This window comes from Kitasatospora sp. NPDC058048 (assembly GCF_042885555.1).
GTDB lineage: Bacteria > Actinomycetota > Actinomycetes > Streptomycetales > Streptomycetaceae > Kitasatospora > Kitasatospora lactacystinica.
Genome location: NZ_JBHVRT010000013.1, coordinates 163,322 through 182,877, shown reverse-complemented (window position 1 = coordinate 182,877; position 19,556 = coordinate 163,322). Strand labels below are relative to the sequence as shown.

At 71.2% G+C, this 19,556-nt stretch carries 10 protein-coding genes; 2 read left to right on the top strand and 8 right to left on the bottom strand.

What is annotated here, in order from left to right:
• The 8 genes from ACFVVA_RS16425 to ACFVVA_RS16390 form a co-directional block, all read right to left on the bottom strand.
• Positions 1-1,227, bottom strand: coding sequence for a TIGR02679 family protein (locus ACFVVA_RS16425; protein WP_387690026.1), 1,227 nt, complete (start codon positions 1,225-1,227; stop codon positions 1-3).
• Positions 1,224-5,309 (bottom strand): TIGR02680 family protein, encoded by a 4,086-nt coding sequence (locus ACFVVA_RS16420; RefSeq protein ID WP_387690024.1) that lies wholly within the window; start codon positions 5,307-5,309, stop codon positions 1,224-1,226. Before ACFVVA_RS16420 ends, ACFVVA_RS16425 begins: the two co-directional genes overlap by 4 nt.
• A 16-nt stretch (positions 5,310-5,325) precedes the next feature.
• Positions 5,326-6,540 (bottom strand): TIGR02678 family protein, encoded by a 1,215-nt coding sequence (locus tag ACFVVA_RS16415; protein WP_387690022.1) that lies wholly within the window; start codon positions 6,538-6,540, stop codon positions 5,326-5,328.
• 19 nt (positions 6,541-6,559) lie between these two features.
• The gene (locus ACFVVA_RS16410; RefSeq protein WP_387690107.1) at positions 6,560-8,074 is read right to left on the bottom strand and encodes a TIGR02677 family protein; all 1,515 of its coding nucleotides are present in this window, start codon (positions 8,072-8,074) and stop codon (positions 6,560-6,562) included.
• A 75-nt stretch (positions 8,075-8,149) separates the two neighbouring features.
• Positions 8,150-9,484 (bottom strand): AAA family ATPase, encoded by a 1,335-nt coding sequence (locus ACFVVA_RS16405; RefSeq protein ID WP_387690105.1) that lies wholly within the window; start codon positions 9,482-9,484, stop codon positions 8,150-8,152.
• Positions 9,485-9,543: 59 nt separating this feature from the next.
• Complete coding sequence (locus ACFVVA_RS16400) at positions 9,544-11,043, bottom strand: hypothetical protein (protein ID WP_387690020.1); 1,500 nt, start codon at positions 11,041-11,043, stop codon at positions 9,544-9,546.
• Positions 11,040-12,158, bottom strand: coding sequence for a hypothetical protein (locus ACFVVA_RS16395; RefSeq protein ID WP_387690009.1), 1,119 nt, complete (start codon positions 12,156-12,158; stop codon positions 11,040-11,042). Before ACFVVA_RS16395 ends, ACFVVA_RS16400 begins: the two co-directional genes overlap by 4 nt.
• A gap of 66 nt (positions 12,159-12,224) precedes the next feature.
• Positions 12,225-13,079, bottom strand: coding sequence for a hypothetical protein (locus tag ACFVVA_RS16390; RefSeq protein ID WP_387690007.1), 855 nt, complete (start codon positions 13,077-13,079; stop codon positions 12,225-12,227).
• 166 nt (positions 13,080-13,245) lie between these two features.
• On the opposite strand from ACFVVA_RS16390, the gene ACFVVA_RS16385 reads away from it, so the two are divergent.
• Together ACFVVA_RS16385 and ACFVVA_RS16380 are read left to right on the top strand one after the other, a co-directional pair.
• On the top strand, positions 13,246-13,653 hold the full coding sequence (locus ACFVVA_RS16385; RefSeq protein ID WP_387690005.1) for a hypothetical protein: 408 nt from the start codon (positions 13,246-13,248) through the stop codon (positions 13,651-13,653).
• Positions 13,654-13,965: 312 nt separating this feature from the next.
• A complete protein-coding gene (locus tag ACFVVA_RS16380; RefSeq protein ID WP_387690003.1) occupies positions 13,966-19,464 on the top strand; it encodes a DUF4011 domain-containing protein in 5,499 nt (1,832 codons plus the stop codon).
• Positions 19,465-19,556 lie beyond the last annotated feature (92 nt).

Below are 19,556 nucleotides of genomic sequence, written 5' to 3'. Positions count from 1 at the left end.
CTATTCGTTTCGGTGGTCTGCCAAGTCGTCGAGGAGAAGGTCGGCGACCACCTCCTCGACCACTGCGCTGCGCAGTTCGGCCATGGAATCGACGAGTCTCCGGTCCCACGGTGCGGGCGTCAGACGCCCCGGGTCGGGGCCCCGGGGAACCCGGGACACGGCGGCCCGGTAGTCGTCGGCTGTCATCCGCCAGGGGGCTGCGCCGGTCTTGGCCATGACGTGCGCCGCGATGCGGATGCCCTCGCCGTCGAAGTCGCCGTGGTAGCGCAGGGACGCGCCGTCGTCGGCGAGTCGGCGCAGCAGGTGGATCACGGTGGTGTTGGGCCAGCCGGAGGTGCAGACCAGCGGCGGGCAGTGGGGGCCGAAGCGGCGCAGGCTCAGGGCGAGCACGCTGGGGTTCTCGGTGATGTGCACGGGTCCGGTGGGACCGGTGAATTCGCCGGGTGAGCGCACGTGGGCGAGGGTGAGGCTGACGGGGTGGCCCGCTCCGGCGCAGATCCGGGAGATCTCGGCCACCGGGCCCTCTCCCCCGGGACGGAGACCGACGGCGAGCACGGTGGCCGACAGCTCGTCGTCGGCCACGCCGGCTCGACTCCACAGTGCGCGCCGCCCTTCGGCCGTTTCGGGCATGTCAGTGCCGTACAGCACCGCCAGTGCCCGCAGGACGAGCGAGGACAGCCGGGTCCCGTCGTCGAGGGCGTGGGAGTCGCCGTCGAGGAGACGGGCGGCGAGGACCGGTAGTGGCTCACCGTCGGCTGGGAGTGCGTGAAGGACGGTCAGCGCGGCGGTCAGCAGGCCTCGGGTCCGGTCGGGTGAGCCGTCTACGAGGCCGCTGGCCCGCAGGTGGCCGACCCACTCCAGCAGAACGGGCTGGGCGGTGACCACCTCGTGGTCGGCCAACCACCCCCACAGGGCGTCGCGTTGGCCGGTCTTCCGTACGCGCTCGGCAGCCCGGTCGTGGATCGGGCCGAGGATCGCGGTCACCACGTCCCGGACGGGTCGGCCGCAGGCGTCCAGCACGGCACTGTCGAGCCCGGCGAGGGGGATCGTCGGTTCGGCGCCGGGGAGCCGGTCGAGCCCGAGGAGGTCGGCCAGTGCCTCCCGGCCCGCCTCGTCGAGTGGTCCGGACCGTACCCGGCTGACGGGGCGACCGGTCGAGAGACGGCCGTGAACGGCCGACCACAGGGGTCGGAGCTCGGGGAGGTCGAGGGGGTGGCGGTCCGTCATGCCGGTTCTTCCGTGTCGGCTTCGTCGGGCAGCAGGTCGGTGCCCGTCCAGGTGAAACGGGCACTGGTGACGGCGTCGTCGCCGTCACCTCCGGTGATCAACTGGTGGACGGCGATGCCGGAGAGCTCCCGGTAGGTGCACCATTCGTGGTCCGAGGTGAGCACCAGGTCAAGGTCGAGTGCCGCGAGGAGGCCGAAGACCTGCCCGCGGTTGACGGTGTCGACGCCGACGAAGACCTCGTCGAGCAGGATCAGCCGCGGAGACTCCGGCACCGCCTCGTAATGGGCGGCCACGGCGGCGAACAGCGGCAGGTGGAGGGCGATGGCCTTCTCGCCACCCGAGAGCGCGCCGTGGAGCTTCTTGGTGAGCAGCTGCCACCCGGAGCCGTTGGCGCGGTCCAGTTTGACGACGAACTGGTGCCAGGCCGTGTAGTCGAGGACCTCGGCGAGCTGCTCCTCCCAGGTCGCCGCCGTGTTGCGGGTCTTCGCTTCCTCGATACGGCCCCGGAAGAAGGCGTGGAGGGCCTCGCGGTCGGCTTCGGTGATCCGCGCCGGGTCCTTGAGCAGCAGCTCACGGGCCGTCCGGGTACCGGCTGGCAGGTCGGGGTGGATCTGCCACACCAGTCGGACGGCCACCCGTGAGGCAGTGCGGATCCCTTCGAGGTGGCCGTTCATCCGCTCGACGAGTTCACCGGCCTGACGGATCCGGGAGGCGAGGTGGCGGCGCGTGTCGCCGGTGAGGGTCCGGTCGAAGAGGTCGCGTTCGGCTGCGGTGATGTCGTCCTGACCGCGGTCACGCTCACCGGTGAGGATGACGAGGAGGCCGGTCGCGCCGACCCGGATGCCGTCGACGGTGGCGGTGAGGACCTGGACGTCCTCCTCCGCTTCGAGCTCGAGGTCGGCGCGGCTGCTGAGGCTCTGGCGGGCTCGGTGGACGGCCTCGGAGAGACGGTTCAGGGAGTCACCGAGGTTCCTGGTGCCGTGCGGCAGGTTGGGCCACGCGGCAGCGGTCTCGCGCGCCGCTTCGAGGGTGGCGCGGGTGCCGTCCGCAGAGGTGAGGACGAGCCCGAGGCCCGCGTCCTCGGGGAATCCGAGGACGCACAGGCGCCGGAAGCCATGGGCGGCCTCGTTCCGGGCCTCGACGGCCCTGTCGTGCAGGGCCTCGTCCTGGGCCGCGGTGGCGCCGAGCGCGCCGATGCGGCCTTCGAGCGCGAGAAGTGCCTGGGTGCCGGATTCGAGGTCGCGGCGAACGCGGTCGAGGGACTTCCGGAAGTCACTGATGCGGGCGGCCACTTCGCGGTAGTCCTCACCGACGGTGCTCTCGACCGCCCGGAGCGTGGAGCGGAGCCCACGGGCGGCGGCCTCGGCGGTCTCGGCCTCCGCCAGGCCCTCGGTCGCAGCCCCCCTCGATGCCTCGGCATGGCCGCGCGCGGAGTGCCAGGCCTGGTCGGCGGCTGTCCAGGCGAGATGGGCGTCGAGCCAGACGTCGGCCTGTTCGCGCAGCGCTTCGACGGCCGCGGCGGTCTTGTCCAGGGCGGCATGTTCGGTCGGCAGGGCATGCTCGGCGGAGGCGACGGCGAGAACGCGCAGCGCGTCCGCGACCGCCTTCTCCTGCCGCGCGAGCTGTTCGACGGCCTCCCGCACGGCGTCCTCCCGAGCGCCCACCTCGGACTCGGCCCGGTCCCAGACGCCCTTGGCCTCCTCCACGTCCCGGTGGTGCGGCCGGGAGCGGAGGTCGGCTTCGAGGCGCGTCCGGCGGTCGGTGAGGGCATGCAGCCGCGTCTCGTAGCCGACGACGGCGGTGTCGGCCTCGGCCAGTTCGGTGGTGAGTTCCGCGATCCGCCGCTGCCTGGCGCGTTCCCGGGCCGCGGCGCCGATGTGGCTGGACTCCTCCTTGGCCCAGGAGCCGACCGCCATCGCCAGCCGCCAGCTTCCGTCGGCGCCCACGACGGCCGGGTGGTCCGTCGTCAGTGCGGGGCCGTAGGCGACACCGGCAAGCAGCCGCCGCACCCGGGCGGGCGGCACCGGGCCGCCGGGTTCCGGAGCCAGGACGTCGAGCAGCGAGGGGCCGGGTGCGGGCGCGGCCGCTGCCGGATCGGCCAGGACATCGTGCCCGGCGACGACGAGACCGCCGTCGGGGGTCATCCAGGCGTCGAGCAGGCCGGCCGCTTCGAGGGCCGCTTCGACGCCGGCCTGATCGGCGGGCGGAACGTCCGGCTGGAAGGCCAGCAGACGCCACAGTGGCGCCCCCGGCAGGACCGACCGGTCGGCCGTGCGAGTCCGTGGTGGAACCGGCGGGAGATCGGCCGCGGCCGCGATGCGTTCCAGTTCCCGGAGGACCCGGTCACGCCCGACGCGGGCGTCGTCCCGGCCGGCGCGGGCGGTCGTCTCGTCGGCGGTGATGGAGCTCTCCGCCGCCCGGGCCGCGGCTTCGACCAGCACGAGGACATCAGTCTCGACGGCGGCACGGGACGCGAGTTCCTCGGCGTCGTCGATCGAGAGTTCCGCGCAGTCCTCCCTCGCCCAACGACGCAACAGGGCGGCGTGGGCATCGACGGCGGCCTGGTAGGCGCGGGCGTTCCCCTCGCGCTTCGCGGTCGCCCCGGTCAGCCGTTCGCGCGCCGAATCGAGGTGCTGCTCCGCCGTCGTCCGGCCCGCGAGGAACCGCTCGTGGCGCTCGACGGCGGCTCGGACGTCGGCGATCTGGTGGTGCCGCGAGACGACCGCACCGCGCAGCAGACGGCGCGCCGTACGCCCCTGCTCCTCGTTCTCCCCCGACGGACCCGGTGCGGTGCCGAGCACCGTCTGCACCTCGGCGCAGACGGACTCCATGGCTGCTCGCCGCGCCGCGCCACGTGCCTCCTCGCGAGCGGCCCGGGTGTGTTCGGCCCGCTGTTCGGAACGCAGCCGCGCATCGTCGGCACGCCCCGCGTCCTCGTCGGCCGCCCGAACCTTCCGGTCGGCGGCGGTACGGGCCCGGGCGGCGGTCTGGTCGGCCTGCTCGCTCCTACGACGGAGCTGGTCGAGCTCCTGCCCCTGCCGGTAGACCTCGGAGTCGAGCAGCCCCTCGATGGCGCCCTCGATCTCCTGCCGCCCGTGTTCGAGTTCCTGTTGCGTCCGGTTGCTCTCGTCGCGCTCACGCACGGCTCCCGCGTGCGCCTCCCCGCTCTCCCTCGCGATGCGGGCGAGGCTGTCCATCTCGGTCGTCGCGGAGATGAGACCGGCTGCTCCGGCACGCAGGACGCGCTGGGCGTAGCCGCGTTGCTGGTTCGCGACGGCGGTGGCCGCGGCCACCTCGTCGTCCAGTGTCTTCAGGTGCTCGCGCTGGCGGTCGAGGCGCTCGAAACCCTCGGCCAGTTCGGTGATCTCGCCCTGGCCGAGCGGGGGCAGCGCCCGCGAGAGCAGCGAGGACAGCAGCGACGGATCCAGGCGCTCCGAGAGCTTGGGGGTGCGGAGCTGGAGCAGCGCGGTGATCAGGGCGTCGAAGCGCTGCTCACTCAGCCCGGGGAAGAGCGTGCTGCGGACCGTGTTGCGGTAGTCGGTGGGTGACCCGTGCAACTCGCCCCGGCCGTGCAGCGCTTCGGCCAGGGCGGCGCGGGTGAGCGGCTGGCCCGCGTCGTTGACCAGGGAGAGACCGCCTGGGCGGTCGATCCGCGCGCCGGTGGTGAAGTAGTCGACGGTGACACCGGGGGTGTGCACGCTGGCCTGGAGTCTGGCGCCGCAGGTGAACCACCCGGGATCGCCGTCACCGCGGACGAACTCCAGCCACACGTATCCGACGCGGGTCTTGCCCGTGGTGCCCTCCCCCATCAGGTTCCAGTGCATGGTGCGCTCGGAGCCGCCGAAGGTGGACAGCCGGTTGGGTCGCAGGCTCGCGTCGAACAGGAACGGCAGGAGCACCTCCAGCGCCTTCGACTTGCCGGTGCCGTTCTGCCCCCGCAGGAGCAGCCGGCCCTTGTGGAAGGTGAAGGTCTCGTCGTAGTAGCGCCAGACGTTGAGGATGCCGGCCCTGGCGGGCCGCCATCGCACGGCTGCGGCCGCCGGCGGGGGCACGGGGCTCTGCGGTGGCTGTGTCACGGTCATCGGAGGTCTTCCCTGGTCAGGTTGCGGGACCGTCGGTCACGGTGGTGCGGTACCGGAACGCCGCGGGCCGGGGAACGGTGCGGTCGCCGATCCGGCGGGCCAGGCCGAAGTCGTCGAGGACACGAAGGGCATCGGCGGTGAGCCGCTGGGCGCCGTCCTCGGACTGGTAGCCCTTCGCCCACCGCGGGAAGCGCCGCAGCAGCGTGTTCGCCTCGGCCTCGAGCTGTTCCGGTGTCAGCCCGTCCGGGGCGGCCGTCAGCGGTTCCAGCAGGAGCAGGGCGGCGACGCGGGCCGTCGCGGAGTCGTCCGGGAAGCGGCTGTCGGTGGCGATGGCCTCCGGGTCCACGAGCAGCAGACCGTCGGCCCGCTCCTCCAGCACGAAGCCGCCCTGCTCGGCGGCGCGCTTGACGATCTGGCGCCCCGTCGGCGAGGCCAGGTAGGCCAGTTCGTCGGCGCCGAGTTCGTCGTGGTGCAGGACGGGATCGTCGAGGAGCCGCCGGAGCACCGAGTGCCGGAGCCGGAGGTTGCGCTGCGCGTCGGAGGCGTCGGCCCCGCCGTACCGGCTCTCGCGCACCGTGCCCCGCAGGAGTTCCTCGAAGCGCAGCGGCACGTCCTGCGCCGGAACGGCCAGCCGGGACGGGCCGACGGGCGCGGCGAGCAGGCGCATCAGGACGGTGGCGTCCACTCGGTAGAGGACCTTGGCCTTCGCCGAGTCGACGAAGCTCTCCGTGACGCCGTCCACGGTGAGGAGCGCGCCGTAGGCCTCCAACAGCTTGAGCACGTCCACGAACGCCATGCGCTCGGACTTGCTCGCCGTGTCGAAGGGCGGCAGTGCCTCGTCGGTGGCACAGGCGTGGACGACCCGGTCGGCGAGCAGGCCGACCGTCGTGACCGGGACCGGAAGCAGCTCGGCCGCGACGACGCACAGCAGCGTGTAACGGCGGCGGTCGAACGGGGCCTTGCCGGAGCGCAGCCGACGGGCGGGGCGCGAGGCGTCGGGCACGGTCCGGATCTTGAGCAGACGCGCATACCCCAGGCGCGGCTCCACCACCAGCTGCCAGCCGCAGTTGTAGTCGAACCACTTCGTCAGCGGATCCTGACGGCGGCGGATCAGCTCGAAGGCGGGCGGGTCACCGCGCTCGGTGATCAGCGGCAGGCCGAGGAGCAGTCTGATGCCTCGGGCTATGTCCTGCCGCTCGGCCAGGACCAGCTGGTTGGCGAGGGTGCTCATGTACCGCTCCTGGTGGTGTTCATCCGCTGTCCTCCCGGACGACCGCCCGCAGTGCGCTCGGGCTCCGGATCTCCACCAGGTAGTCGGGCCCTTCGAACCGGCCGTGGGAGGTCCGCAGGACGGCCCGTCCGCCCTCGGGAGAAGGCCGGAGCACGATCTCCACGCGGCCGTCCGAGGTGACCGCCCGACGTGCCCCGCCGGCGTCCGGTCGTACGGCCAACGCCCGGCCGAGGAGGTCGAGCAGCCGCTCGAAGACGGTGTGGTCCAGCACGCGGAGGTCGGAGAGCCGCACCGGGCCGTCGGTTCCCAGAACGTCCCAGGCCGCTTCGAGTTCGGCCCGCTCCTTCCGGGCCCGCTCGGCCCGGGCCGCCTTGATCCCGCCGATGTCGCGCACCTTCCCGGTGCGGGTGAACCGCTCGGTGCGGCCGCTGGTGCGCAGCAGCGCCGAGACCTCCACCGGCGGGGTCTCGGCCCAGCTGCCCGAGGAGGGAACCAACTCCGGGTCGGGGTGGGCGAGATGGGCGTGACGGGCCGACCCCAGACCGAAGGCGGCCGACCACAGGCGGTGCAGGTCGTCCTCGGTGGGCGCTGCGGCGAACCAGCGGGCCAGCTCCCGGAAGTCCTGGACGGCGCTGGAGGAGCGGCGCCGTGACTCGGTGATCCGGTCGAGAACCTGGAGGAGCGTCACGATCGCCCGCCGCGCCACGTCGTGCAGCTGCTCCACGCGGGGCCGTGCCCCGTCGGCCGGCCGGAACCAGGACCGGAGCCCCTCCCAGCGCGCCCGGCGCCGCTCCAGCCAGGCCGGCGCGGGATCGCCGTCGGAGACCGGCGGCAGCTCGGCACCCCGCAGCGCCCGCGCGTGCAGCAGGCTCACCCCGCGCCGCTCCACACGCTCGACGGCGGAGGCGACCGCCTCTCCCCGCTGGTCGAGGTTGACGAGGAACTCCTGGAGATAGGCCACCGTCGCGGCCTTGACCTCCCGGAAGGTCGCCAGGTCCGCACCTTCGGCGCGCAGCAGGCGCTGCAACTCGCCGTTGAACGCCTTGGTGTTGGCCAGCAGCGCCTCCAGGTGGCCCTCCAGCTCCTGCAGCGTGGTGAAGACCCGACGGTCCGAGGACGTGGAGTCCCCCAGCAGGACGTACAGCTCGTCGAGCCGGTCCGCGATCGCCTCCAGCACCGCCGTCTGGAGCGCACCGGTCGAGGCGAGGACGGACAGGGCGTGCTCGACCCCGGCGAACGCGGCCTCACCGCGCCGGGTCAGCGAGTACTGGAGGTTGCGGCGCTCGTACTCCTCGGCGGTGCGGTAGTTCTCCGCGTGGTTCTGGACGACGTCCAGCAGCTGCCACTCCCTGAGCTTGCGCAGCGCCTCCTGGAGGTCGTCGTCATGGATCGCGTCGAGCCAGCCCACCGTCCGCAGCCGGGTGCGGACCTCGTCCAGCCCGAGCGCGGTCTCCAACCTCTCGTTGGCCGCGCCGAAGGCCTGAAGGATCGCACCGTAGAGTTCGGCCTTCTCCCCCGTCGTGAACCGGAACATCTCCGGCGGCACCCTGCGCAACGGCTCTCCCCTCCTCCCCGTCGGGCGTCACAGTACGTGGACGCACACTGCTTCTCAACGCGGCCCGGACCGGTGCTCAGCGCGTTCCAGGTGCGTCATGACCACCTGGTGGGCGCGCCAGCCATCCGGGAACTTGGGTGGGACGTCCAGGTGGATCGGGCTGCTTCGGGGGTGCCGGTCGAGGAGGTCGGTGATGCCGGCGCGGGCCACCACGATGCAGGCGAACCGGTGCCGGGAGAGCAGGACGCACAGTCGGCCGGTCTCCATGTGGAAGGCGGAGGCGTCCGGGCGGCCGGAGAGCGGGTGCCAGACCAGGGTCACGTCGAACTCCCGGCCCTGGAGCCGGTTGGCGGTGTCCACGGTGATCTCGGTGAGGCCCCGTTCCGCCAGCCTTGCCCGCACCGCGTCCACCTGGACGGTCCGCGCCGCGCCGATCGCGATCCGGGCCTGCGCCAACGGTTCGCCGTTGACCAGCGCGCCCCGTTCGAGCAGCCGGGATGCGGTCGAGGCGAGCGCCTCGGCCATCTGGGGGTCGTGGTCGAGGGTGTGACGTCCCGGGAGTTCGAGGTAGCCCCAGCCGGAGTCGGCGGCCCGGGCCAGCACCGGGTCCTCCGCGACCGGCCGATGGGGCAGGCTCCCGTAGGTCAGCACGCGGTCGCTCGCCGTGGTGCCGGACTCGAAGGGGTAGTACGGATAGAAGGCCTCCGCCACCAGGGGCGCGGCCATCTCGGGCAGCCGCCAGGAGATCGGCAGTTGGTGCCGGAGCAGGTCGGGTTCGTGGGCGAGCGTGACGTCGACGGCGTTGCGCAGCGGATCCCAGCTGAGGCCCTGCCACCGGTCGGTGTCCACGGTCGCGAACGGGTCGAGCTGGCCGGGGTCCCCCACGAACAGCACCTGGGAGTCGGGCGCGTCGAACAGCGGCGCCGCCGCGAGCAGGGCGTCCGAACGCATCTGGTAGGCCTCGTCGATGATCGCCCACCGCCAGGTGCCGGACTTCTCCGCGTCCACGTGCCGCCACTTGGCGGCCGTCGACACCACGACCGGCAGGTGACGCAGGGCGTCGATCCCGGTGTCGCCGGAGACGTTGAGGTGCCGGGTCACGCGCTCCGGCAGGGCGAAGCCCGTCGCGTGCAGGCGGCCCACCGGCAGTTCCGGGTACTCCCTCGCGATGTTGTCCACCAGGTCGTCGACCTGCTCGTTGGTCTGCGCGACGATCATCACCTGGTGGTCGGCGCCGGTGAGGTGCCCGGCGGCGCGCTTCACCAGGGTGGACTTGCCGGCGCCGGGCGGGGAGTCCACCACCACGCCCCGCCCGGTGGGCCGGTCGAGGTCGGCCAGGATCCCGGCCACCGCACGGTCGGCCCGGCCCCCCGGCCCCCCCGGGCCCACCGCCTCATCGGCGGGGGTACGCGCGGCCGGGATCGCTGCCGCCACCGTCGTGGTGTCGTTCACGCCCATTCCTCCTCGGCGTCCTCGTCGGTCGGTTCGTAGGGCACCGGCGGGCCTCCGTGGGTCCACGGGGTGTTCTCCTCGGCGGGCAGTTTCGCCGGCCGCGAGTCGACGCCGAGCGTCGTGTAGGTCACCGTCTCGCCGATCCCGGCGAGGGTGCCTTCCGGTGCGGGTGGCCTGCGCTTGTTCGCGAAGCCGCCGGAGAGTTCGAGGGTCACCAGGTGGACCCCCTCGTGCGGGGTGACGTCGATGATCTCGGCCGGCTGCTTCAGGCGGCCGGGCGACTTCACCTTGATTCCGACGGTGAGCCGTACCGGGCGCTCGCTGCGCACGGTGATCGTCGGACGCCAGCGCGGGGTCCTCTTCCCGGGCTCGAACCGATCCTCGTCCCGGGCGACGACGGTGCCACTGAACGCTTCTCCGCTCAGCTCGTACTCCGCCATCACCAGCGGGTCGTCGTAGGCCCGCTGGGTCTGGTAGCGGGACGTGTCGTCCTCCAGCAGGCCCAGCCGCCGGGCCGCGCCCACCGCGCGGTCGCGCCTGCCCTGCGGGTGGCCGTGCTCCTCCAGGTAGGCCGCGTAGTCGGTGAACCGCCGACGGTCGCTGGTCCACCGTTCCTCGACATGTCCCCCTTCGGGCAGGGCGCGCGCCAGGCCGACACCCCGCCAGACCAGGTCCCACGTCGGCCGCAACTGCTCGCACAGGGCGCGGTCGATGCGCTCGCCGAACCGCTCCCGCACCCGTCCCTCGGCTTCCGCGTGGCGGGTGAGGAGGTCGTCGAGGAGCGCGTCGAACCCGGCGTCCGTGGCAGGTCCGGCAGGCGGCCAGACCAGTGGGTTCTCGGTCTCCCGGGCGGCTTCCGCCCCCGTACGGCCGTCGGGCGGATCGATCCAGGCGACGACGGCCGCCAGGTGGGAGTCCTCGGCGGAACTCTGGCCGGTCGCCCAGTGCGCGGTGAGCACCCGGCTGACGGCGAGCATGGCACTCGACCCCGGGAACTCCGCCCGACCCTCGAACCACGTCAGCCACTTGCCGAGCTTCGGCACGTCGGGATGAACAGCGTGAGATCCGTCGGTGCTGCGCAGCCGGGTGAGCCGGCCGAGGCGGCGGAGGTAGGCGATGCCTTCACCGTTGGGGACGAGCAGTTGCGGTGCGCGGCACGCCTGTTGGCGCTCCTCCGCCTTCTCGCCCTTGCCGACGGTGTAGGTCTCGGCCTCCGCCAGGCACTCCTCGAAGTAGGGAAGCAGAAGGGCCGCCAGCTCCTCCGCGAACCGGAACCGCTGGACCCGGTCCCTGGGCCGGCGGACGGTCAGCAGGGTCGGGTGGTCCGGGTCGGTGCCCGCCAGTGCGGCCAGCGGCGCACAGGCCTCCCCTGCGAGGGTCAGCGGCACCAGGACGAACGGGTGGTCGTCCAGGTGGTGGTGCCGGACCGTGGCCAGGGGCTGGGCCCTGCCGGTCTGGGTCGCGCGGAGCGTCGCGACCGTGGCAAGCATGCTCATGCGGTCTCCTCGGTGCGCAGCCGGAAGAGCCGGTCGGCGGCGATGAGCAGTTCGACGGTCTCGGCGTTCTCCGCGCCGGGCGGCAGACCGCTGTCGAGGTAGGCGAGGGCCGTGCTGGTGGAGTCGATGCCCGCCAGGGCGTTCCGTACGGTGCTGCCCAGCCGGGCGGGGTATCCGTGGGCGTCGGCCTCGTCGCGGCAGTGGTGGGCCATCTCGCAGAAGGAGAGGCAGTCGGGGACGTAGGAGGCGGGCAGCTGCTCCACCGACTCGTGGAGCACGGCCGGGTCCCGGTCGATGTCGAGGGTCGCCGTCGCCGGAAGAGCGCGCGCCAGGTCCTCGGCGCGCCGCAGCCGGTTCAGCTGGAAGTCGAGGGCGGCGAGTTCCTGACGCAGGTCGATCCCGCTGAGGCACGGCCGGTTGGAGAAGTCCTTGGGGCAGACCAGCAGGAAGGTGTCGGCGATCTGCTCCGGATCCAGCCCTGCGGCCGCGAACGCGCGCCGCAGGGCCAGCACGTACACGGAGGCCTGCTTCGCGGTCCGGGCGACGGCGGTCGGATCGGCCTGACCGTCGATCACGGGGAACGACCTGATCGCCACGACGTGAAACCTGCCGTCGATCCGGTGGGTCAGGGCATCGGGCTCCAGGTAGGCCAGTCGGCCGGCCACCTCCACGGTGAGCACCGGACTCTGCAGGATCAACCGCTCCTCGTCACCGGCGGCGATCCGCTCGATGACACCGCGGGTCTCCCGTTCCCGGACTTCGAGCGAGGTGATCCCCCCGACCTCGCCGAGGTCCTGGAGCTTGGCCTCGTCGACCGGTACGCCGAGGTCCTCCCGCAACAGCCGGATCAGTTCGGCGTACGAGCCCCAGCGCACAGTGGCCTTGAAGGCCTCCTCCCGTGCGATGGCGAACGGCGACTGGCCGAAGCGCGGTTCATGGCCCAGCCGCCGGGCCAGAGCGGTCTTGTCGACCCCTGAGGCGTCCAGGACGGACCGCCGGGCACAGGCCGGATTCGCCGTCAGCGCGGTGATCTTACGGGCGGTGTACGCCAACGGCGGCCGCGCGCCGCGAAGTTGAGCCAACCGGTCGGGCGGCTCGGATGAGTGGGAAGGCATGGCCTCTCTTCGTTCCGGGGTGGCGCCGATCTCCTGAGGTTCCGATGCGAATGCGGGACCCCTCGACTACAGGACCCCTCCCCCGCTGCGGAGGGCGTCATGGAGTTCCCTCGCACCGAAAAGCTGCTGCACATCGCTGAGTTGTTCGCGTGCGCGGCGAGCGGCGTCGATCCGCTCCCGGTTCCCCTCGCCCTGGTGGACCTCCGCCTCGGCTCGCGCGGCGGAGAGCACCCGCTCCGGGTCGGGCCGCAGGGCCTCGCTGTAGGCGCCCGGAATCGTGAGCGCGAAGCGGCGCAGCAGCCGCCATGCCGCCTCGGACGGCGGATTGCCCGCGTTGTCGAGGCGCTGGATCTGCTCGGCCGTCCCGATCGCGTGCCGAAGGAAGTCGGCACGCGGGCTAAGCGGAGTGATCAGGCGCTGCTCCAGCGACCAGACCGAGACCGCGAGCAGGCCACGGGCCGCGGTGAGGCGGTCGTGGTTGATCGCGGCACAGATGTAGTAGGGACGGGAGTAGCCCTGCGCGGTGAAGGAACGCTCCTCATCACGCCGCAGGGAGGCAAGCTTGGTGGCGACCAGCGACTCGGAGAAGAAGGCCTCGTACACCGAGGAGATGAGCTTCGGCGCGGCGGGCGCACCGAGGATCGTCAGCGACTGGTAGACCTGCTCGCGCACCGGGACGGCTCCGGGGATCGCCCTGCCGACCGGCCGCTGCTCGGCCCGCGTCGGCGGCGGCGCGGTGGAAGCGCCCTGGAGCGACTCCGACTCCTCCTCGTCCAACACCGCTTCCCAGTCCGCCTCGACCTCACGCAGCTCCTTGCGGATCCGCGCGGTCGCCGTCGCATCACCGGCGCGCCGCGCCTCCCTCAGCTGCGTACGCAGAGCGGCGAGGCGTTGCTCGAGTTCCTCCACTGGTGTGGCCATGCGGCGAGCCTAGTGCATCACCCATCATTTTCCAAGATTAACCAAAGATCTCCAAGAAAATGCACCAAGGATTCCTTCCAAAGAAATTGCGCTATCGTCATCGCCAGGCACCGGTCCTCCCAAGGGCGGCGAGGCACGGTGCCACCGCTATCGGAAGGGGGACGGAATGGGCGACAGCGCGCGCCGGCGCAAGCCGCAGTGGGGGTCCGGCAACGACGGGCACCTGCAGATCGACCAGGGACCGGAGGCCACGGGCCGGCGACCGGAACGCGGTCCCGTGTCCGGCGAAGGCCCCGGCCCGGCACGTGGCGGCGGCCCCGGGCGTTCGACCCGCTGGCTGGCGCCGACGGCCATGACAGCCACGACCGCAGGCCCGATGGTGGCGGGCTTCCAGGGCAACACGACCATCGCCGTCATCTCGGCCGCTCCGACCTTGGTGGTCGGCTTGTTGCTCTTCTTCGGCGTGGTCTGCCCAGCTGTATGGTCGACGAAGCCCCAGCGCCAGCGAGCGGCCCTCAAGGTGATGAACACCCTCATCGGCCGCAGCCCGACGAGAACACCCGCGTCGCGGTAGGCCCAGGGGAGACGGGGCGCTGCCTGCTTCCCGGGCCCGCCCACACCGCTGACGCCGGAGCTGGTGGGCTGCGAGGACGGTCGGCGCGGCGGTCCAGGTCGCCCTCGGTGGGCTCGGCGGCGAACCGGCGACTCATCGTCCGGCGCCCGACGAATGCCAGGCGCCGGATCTCAGATCGGCCACGAACGCCACCGGCATCGCACCACACACTAGGCTCGTCCAGCGCGCTCACCTGCGCACCCTACTTATGACAGAACGGAGTTGTCCGGCTTGGAACACCGACGCCCCGGAAGTCGGAGTGGCACCGACCCGTTGGAAGGACTCCTCGACCACTGGCAGAAGGCCCTCATCGATCTCGGCTTCCGCAACCGACTGGTGAGTTACCGCCGTACCAGGAATCAGGCCGGCATGGACATCACCGATCCGGGGATGTCCGCCATCCTCGACCGGCTGATCGACGGATGCGTCTTCGCACCGGTCAAGGAGCCCGAACCGGACGCCGCAGCGGCCCAGTCCGCCCTGCCTGTACGGCTCGACAAGCCAGTACGACCAGCGGCGGCCCAAGCCGGGAGCCGACCGATCGACACACCGGCCTCCCGGGCCGCCGTCAGGCGCCCCTCCCAACGAATCGAACTCGTCACCTCGAAGGCGACACAGGCTGAGCAGGACCGCCATCTGCGTCGGCTGGTGACCGTCGCGAAGGAGAAGTTCAACGACTACGGCCTGTGGGTTCTCCACCTGGGCGTCGGTTTCCTGAAGTGGCGGCCGGCCCCGTCGGCGGAGAGCGTCGTCTCACCGCTGGTGCTGGTTCCCGTGACGCTCCGCCGGTGGAAGGGCGACTCCTACCTGCTGGAGATCAACGGCGACGAGGAGGTGGCTTTCAACCCGGCCCTGGCGATCAAGATGGAGGAGCTCGGGGTCGACTGGCCGAGTCCGGAGCAGGTCGACCTCCCCGATGTCCCGGTGCTACTGGACCAGATTCGCCGGAAAGCCTCGAAGCGCGAGGGCTGGTCAGTCGATGACCGGGTCGTACTCGATGCCTTCAACTCCAGCAAGGAGGCCATGTACCGCGATCTCAAGGACAACCGGACTCGAATCCTGAAGAGCCACCTGGTCCGTGCGATCGGCCTGGGCGGAAGCTCGAACCTTCCCACCGCCACTTTCGACTTCGACCCGATGCCGCTCGACCGGATCGACCAGCTCCAGCCTCCCGAGCAGACTCCACTCGTCCTGGACTCCGATTCGTCGCAACGCCAGTGTGTGGCCGCCGCCGTCGAAGGCCGGAGCTTCGTCATGGACGGGCCGCCCGGCACTGGCAAGAGCCAGACAATCACCAACATCATCGCCGGACTCCTCGACCAAGGGCGAACCGTCCTCTTCGTCAGCGAGAAGGCGGCAGCTCTCGACGTCGTGCGCAACAGGCTCAGGGACGTGGGTCTCGACGACTACGTCCTGGCCCTGCACAGCAACACCATGGGCCGGAAGCAGGTCGCCCAGGAACTCGGCAGGGCACTCGAAGCACCTCCGCGGTCCTTCCCCAGCCCCAGGCGCGGCGAACGCTCCGTAGCGAAGGATCTCCGCGAAGAACTCTCCGGCTACGCCGCGGCGATGAACGAGCACCGTGCCGGCCTCGGTGCGTCACTCCACACGGTTCTCGGCCGGATCGCCCGGCTGGAGAACGTCCATCCACTTCGTCCGGAACCGTCCTTCGACGCCGGCGGGCTGACGGAGGAGGTCCTGCACCAGATCACCGAGGCCGCCGGCTGGATCGCCCGATCCTGGCGTCCCGCCCTTGAGGGCGAGGCCTTCGTCTGGCGTGACCTGACCGGTGCCCGCGGCGAACTTGAGGCCTTGGACCGGGCGTTGGAGGAGCTCGATGGCATCCGCCGGACTCTCGCCCCACACGCGGCCCTGCTCGACGCCATGGGATGGGAAGGCCTGCACGACGCGGCTCGTCTGGTCGAAGCACTGCACATGGGCGAGAAGCGCCCCGCGCTTCCCGTTGCCTGGCTGGGACTGGACTTTCCCCACCTCGGCTCCACGGTCGAGTCGTTCATCGGACGCTACACCGACGCCGTTGAGGCGGAGCAACGAGCGGTGGTCGCGCTCGGTGCCGGCTGGATGGACCTCGCATCGACCGGATCTCGTGCCGAGGCGACCGAGTGGTCCGCACCCTCGAACCTCTCATCCTCCTCGCTGGATCTGATGGTTCTCACATCCGACCAGGCGAAGGCACTGATCACTCAATTGGCGACCGACGCGGATGCCTTGGACCAAGCCTGCCAACTCTCCACCGGTGCCGCCAGCATGTACGGCGTTCAAGAGCCGGTCACCTGCGCGGATGCGCTCCGGCTGGCTCGGCTGGCCACGTTCTCGACTGCTCCGCCAGAGCTGAAGCCGCCTGCCCTCTGGCTCTCCCCAGAGGGGCTCAGCTCCGCGCGGACCGCCCTGTCGCGCTTGTCCAAGGCGATCCAGAAGCTACGAGCGGCACGGGGCAAGGCCCAGCACGTCTTCACCGACAGCGTGCTGACGGAGGACTCGCTGGAGGAGGTCGCGCAGCGCTTCGCCACCGTTCACCAGACCTTCACCGGCCGGTTCTCGACCGCACGCCGAACCGACCGCCGACTTGTCCGCACGCTCCTTCCCCCTCAGGGCAAGTGCACCAAGAGCGTCATCGCCGCGCTGCCCAGCGCAGTCGCATGGCAGAAAGCCCAGCAGGAGCTGACGCGGCAAGCCCGGCTGGAGAGCCAGGCACTCGCGCATCTCTGGAAGGGCGAGGACACCGATTTCGACGCCGCCGCCGACCTGATCGCCCGCGCCGAGGAGATCGTGGAGCTCGCGCCACGGGTGACGAACCCAGAGGCTCTGCGAGGAGAGCTCGCGCACGACGGAAGTCCTCGCGCGGCGGCGCGGACCGCCGCGTCGCAGGCCGCGGAGATCCTCACCCGGTGGCGGGACTCGCTGGTCCCCCCGCCGGCTGTTGGTGCTCCCTACACGCTGGAGGACGAGCCGGTCGCCTCGGTCGCCCAGTGGAGTCGGGACCAGCTGCCGCCGCTCCAAACGGCAAGAGACGTACTGCAGACCGTCGGCTCGGTGTCGGGCCGCACCGACTGGACCCTGCGTGCTGCAGTGGATGCCCTGAAGCTGGTGACCGACGCCGTCGCGGCGAACGAGCAGTTCAGGGCTTCCGCCACACAGGACCGACAGTTCCTTGAGGACCTCTACCGCGGGCGCACAACTGATCCATCGGCTCTCCGAGCGGCCGTTGCCTGGATCGCCGGGCTCCGGAAGACCTGTGGCCTCGTCACCGGCCAGGTCTTCCCGGTCGAGAGCACGAAGCCGCTCCACGCAGCCAGACGGGATGCCGAGCTGGAGGAGGCCGTGGGCGGATGGTCCCGCGCGAGTGCCCAGCTGACCGGGTTGTTCATCGCCGAGCGGGAGCAGAAACTGCAACTCGCCCTGACGCGGGACCTCGCGTCCGCCCAGGCCCTGCTGGCCCAGTTGGACGGTGACCGTGGCGGACCGGACGAGTGGGCGGCGTATCTGCGCGGCCGGCAGGTGCTCGATGCTCGGCGTCTCGGCGATCTCGTGGTGCGCGCCGCCAAGGCAGGCGTGGGACGGGATGACTTCCGCGCCGTTGTCGAGAAGGCGGTCCTCCGCTCATGGGCGGACCGCGTCATCGAGAATGACGGCCGACTCCTCTGGACCCGGTCCCAGGACCGTGACGACCGGGTGACGGAGTTCCGAAAGGTCGACCGGCTCCTGCTTGAACACGCACAGATCCAAGTGGCACAAGCCTGCGACGCCCGTCGGCCCAGTGTCCTACGTGACCCGGGCACCAGACTGCTGAACACCGAGGGCCGCAAGAAGACCCGCCACAAACCGGTCCGTACGCTGCTCAGCGAGGCGGACAAAGCCGTACGGCTCGTCAAACCCTGCTTCATGATGAGCCCGTTGATGGTCAGCAGGCTGCTTCCACCGGAGTTCACGTTCGACGTGGTCATCTTCGACGAGGCGTCCCAGGTCCTGCCGCAGGACGCCATCAACTGCGTCTACCGCGGCCGTTCCCTGATCGTCGCGGGCGACGAGAAGCAGCTCCCGCCGACCGCCTTCTTCACTGCGGGCGAGGACGAGGACGAGGACGATGCCGTCCCCGGCGAGGCAGAGGACAAGCCGACCAGTTACGAGTCCCTGCTCACCCTGGCCAAGGCCAGTGGGATGATCAAGAACCTCTCACTGCGCTGGCACTACCGCAGCCGTCACGAGCACCTGATCGCCTTCAGCAACCACGAGTTCTACGACCGTTCGATGACCACCTTCCCGGGTGCGCTGGCCGACAGCCCCGATGTGGGCGTGGCCTTCGTACGAGCGAAAGACGGGTGCTACCAGCCCGGCACCGGTGCACGTAACAACCCACTCGAGGCCAGGGAGGTGGCCCGTCGGGTGATCCACCACTTCGACACGCGTCCTGGTCGCTCGCTCGGCGTGGTCGCCCTCTCCCAGGCCCAGGCTGACGCCGTCCGGGAGGCCGTCGACGACGCCAGACACGGCCGACCCGACTTGGACGAGCACTTCTCCGAGGACCGCCTGGACGGTTTCTTCATCAAGAACCTGGAGACCGTCCAGGGCGACGAACGCGACGTCATCATCATGTCGGTGGGCTACGGCCCGCAGCAGCCCGGCGGCAGGGTCTCCCGCAACTTCGGCCCAATGAACCGTGCGGGCGGCTGGCGTCGCCTGAATGTCGCCGTGACCCGAGCACGGTACCGGGTCGAGGTCGTCGCCTCCTTCGACCCTGACGAGATCGGCGAAACCGAGGGCGAGAGCTTCCGCTACTTCTCCCGCTACCTGAAGTACGCCAAACACGGCCCATCCGTCCTGGCCCAGGAACCGGAGGGGGAGGAAGCTCCTCCCGAGAGCCCATTCGAGGAGTCTGTACTGGAGGTGCTGCGAGGCTGGGGCTACGCCGTGCGTCCCCAGGTCGGCGTCGCTGGCTACCGGATCGACCTGGGCATCCGCGATCCTCGACGGCCGGGACGGTACGCACTCGGTATCGAGTGCGACGGTGCGATGTACCACTCGTCGAAGGTCGCACGGGACCGGGACCGTCTCCGCGAGTCCGTGCTCTCCGGCTTGGGCTGGAAGCTGCACCGGATCTGGGGCACGGACTGGTACCGGAACCGGGCAGGCGCCGAGGCTCGGCTCAAGGAAGCCGTCGAGCGCGAGGTCGGCCCTCCGGAGCAGGCGCCTGAGGCGTTCCACATCCCCGCCCAACAGACCTCGGACCGGCCCGGCTCCATACCGCCGCCCACGATGGCGGGCCTTGCGTCCGCGCCCGAGATTCCTGCCGCCGGCTCTCGGGTCACGGCCCGACAGGAGTTGCTGTCAGGGCCTGTGGGACAGCGCATCGACCACGAGCTGGGGCAGATCCGTACGAGGCTGGAGCATCAGGCCTCGTCCGACCATCGGGCTGGGCCGCGCGCACGAGCAGATCAGCTCCGACGAGAGCGGGACCAGCAGGCCGACCTGGCGGCCCGTGCAGCCGTTCTCAAGGCCTACCTCACCGGCGACCGCACCGCTCCGGCCGACGTCGTCAGTCCCGGCCGCGTGGTGACCCTGCGTTTCGACGGTGAGGGCGAGGAGCAGGAGTACGAAATCACGTCGGGAAAGCCCCTCGACGAAGGGACCACCCAACTGAGCCCCTTCACGGCCTTGGGCAGAGCACTCACCGGCAGCCCAGTCGGAAGCACTGTCACTTGCGACGAGAACGGGCGACGGATCACCGTCCACATCCGCAACATTCGCGATTGAGTACGGAGCGGGCGGTGGCTTGCCACCGCCCGCTCCGTACTCAATCCGCACGTGGCGTGAGCGTGCCCGCCGCAGAGGCTTGACCAGGCTCC

Bases quoted from the DNA above. Each gene is read 5' to 3' on its own strand.
- ACFVVA_RS16395 (WP_387690009.1), bottom strand. From the start codon at position 12,158: ATGCCTTCCCACTCATCCGAGCCGCCCGACCGGTTGGCTCAACTTCGC.
- ACFVVA_RS16385 (WP_387690005.1), top strand. From the start codon at position 13,246: ATGGGCGACAGCGCGCGCCGGCGCAAGCCGCAGTGGGGGTCCGGCAAC.
- ACFVVA_RS16410 (WP_387690107.1), bottom strand. From the start codon at position 8,074: ATGTTCCGGTTCACGACGGGGGAGAAGGCCGAACTCTACGGTGCGATC.
- ACFVVA_RS16400 (WP_387690020.1), bottom strand. From the start codon at position 11,043: ATGAGCATGCTTGCCACGGTCGCGACGCTCCGCGCGACCCAGACCGGC.
- ACFVVA_RS16425 (WP_387690026.1), bottom strand. From the start codon at position 1,227: ATGACGGACCGCCACCCCCTCGACCTCCCCGAGCTCCGACCCCTGTGG.
- ACFVVA_RS16415 (WP_387690022.1), bottom strand. From the start codon at position 6,540: ATGAGCACCCTCGCCAACCAGCTGGTCCTGGCCGAGCGGCAGGACATA.
- ACFVVA_RS16390 (WP_387690007.1), bottom strand. From the start codon at position 13,079: ATGGCCACACCAGTGGAGGAACTCGAGCAACGCCTCGCCGCTCTGCGT.
- ACFVVA_RS16420 (WP_387690024.1), bottom strand. From the start codon at position 5,309: ATGACCGTGACACAGCCACCGCAGAGCCCCGTGCCCCCGCCGGCGGCC.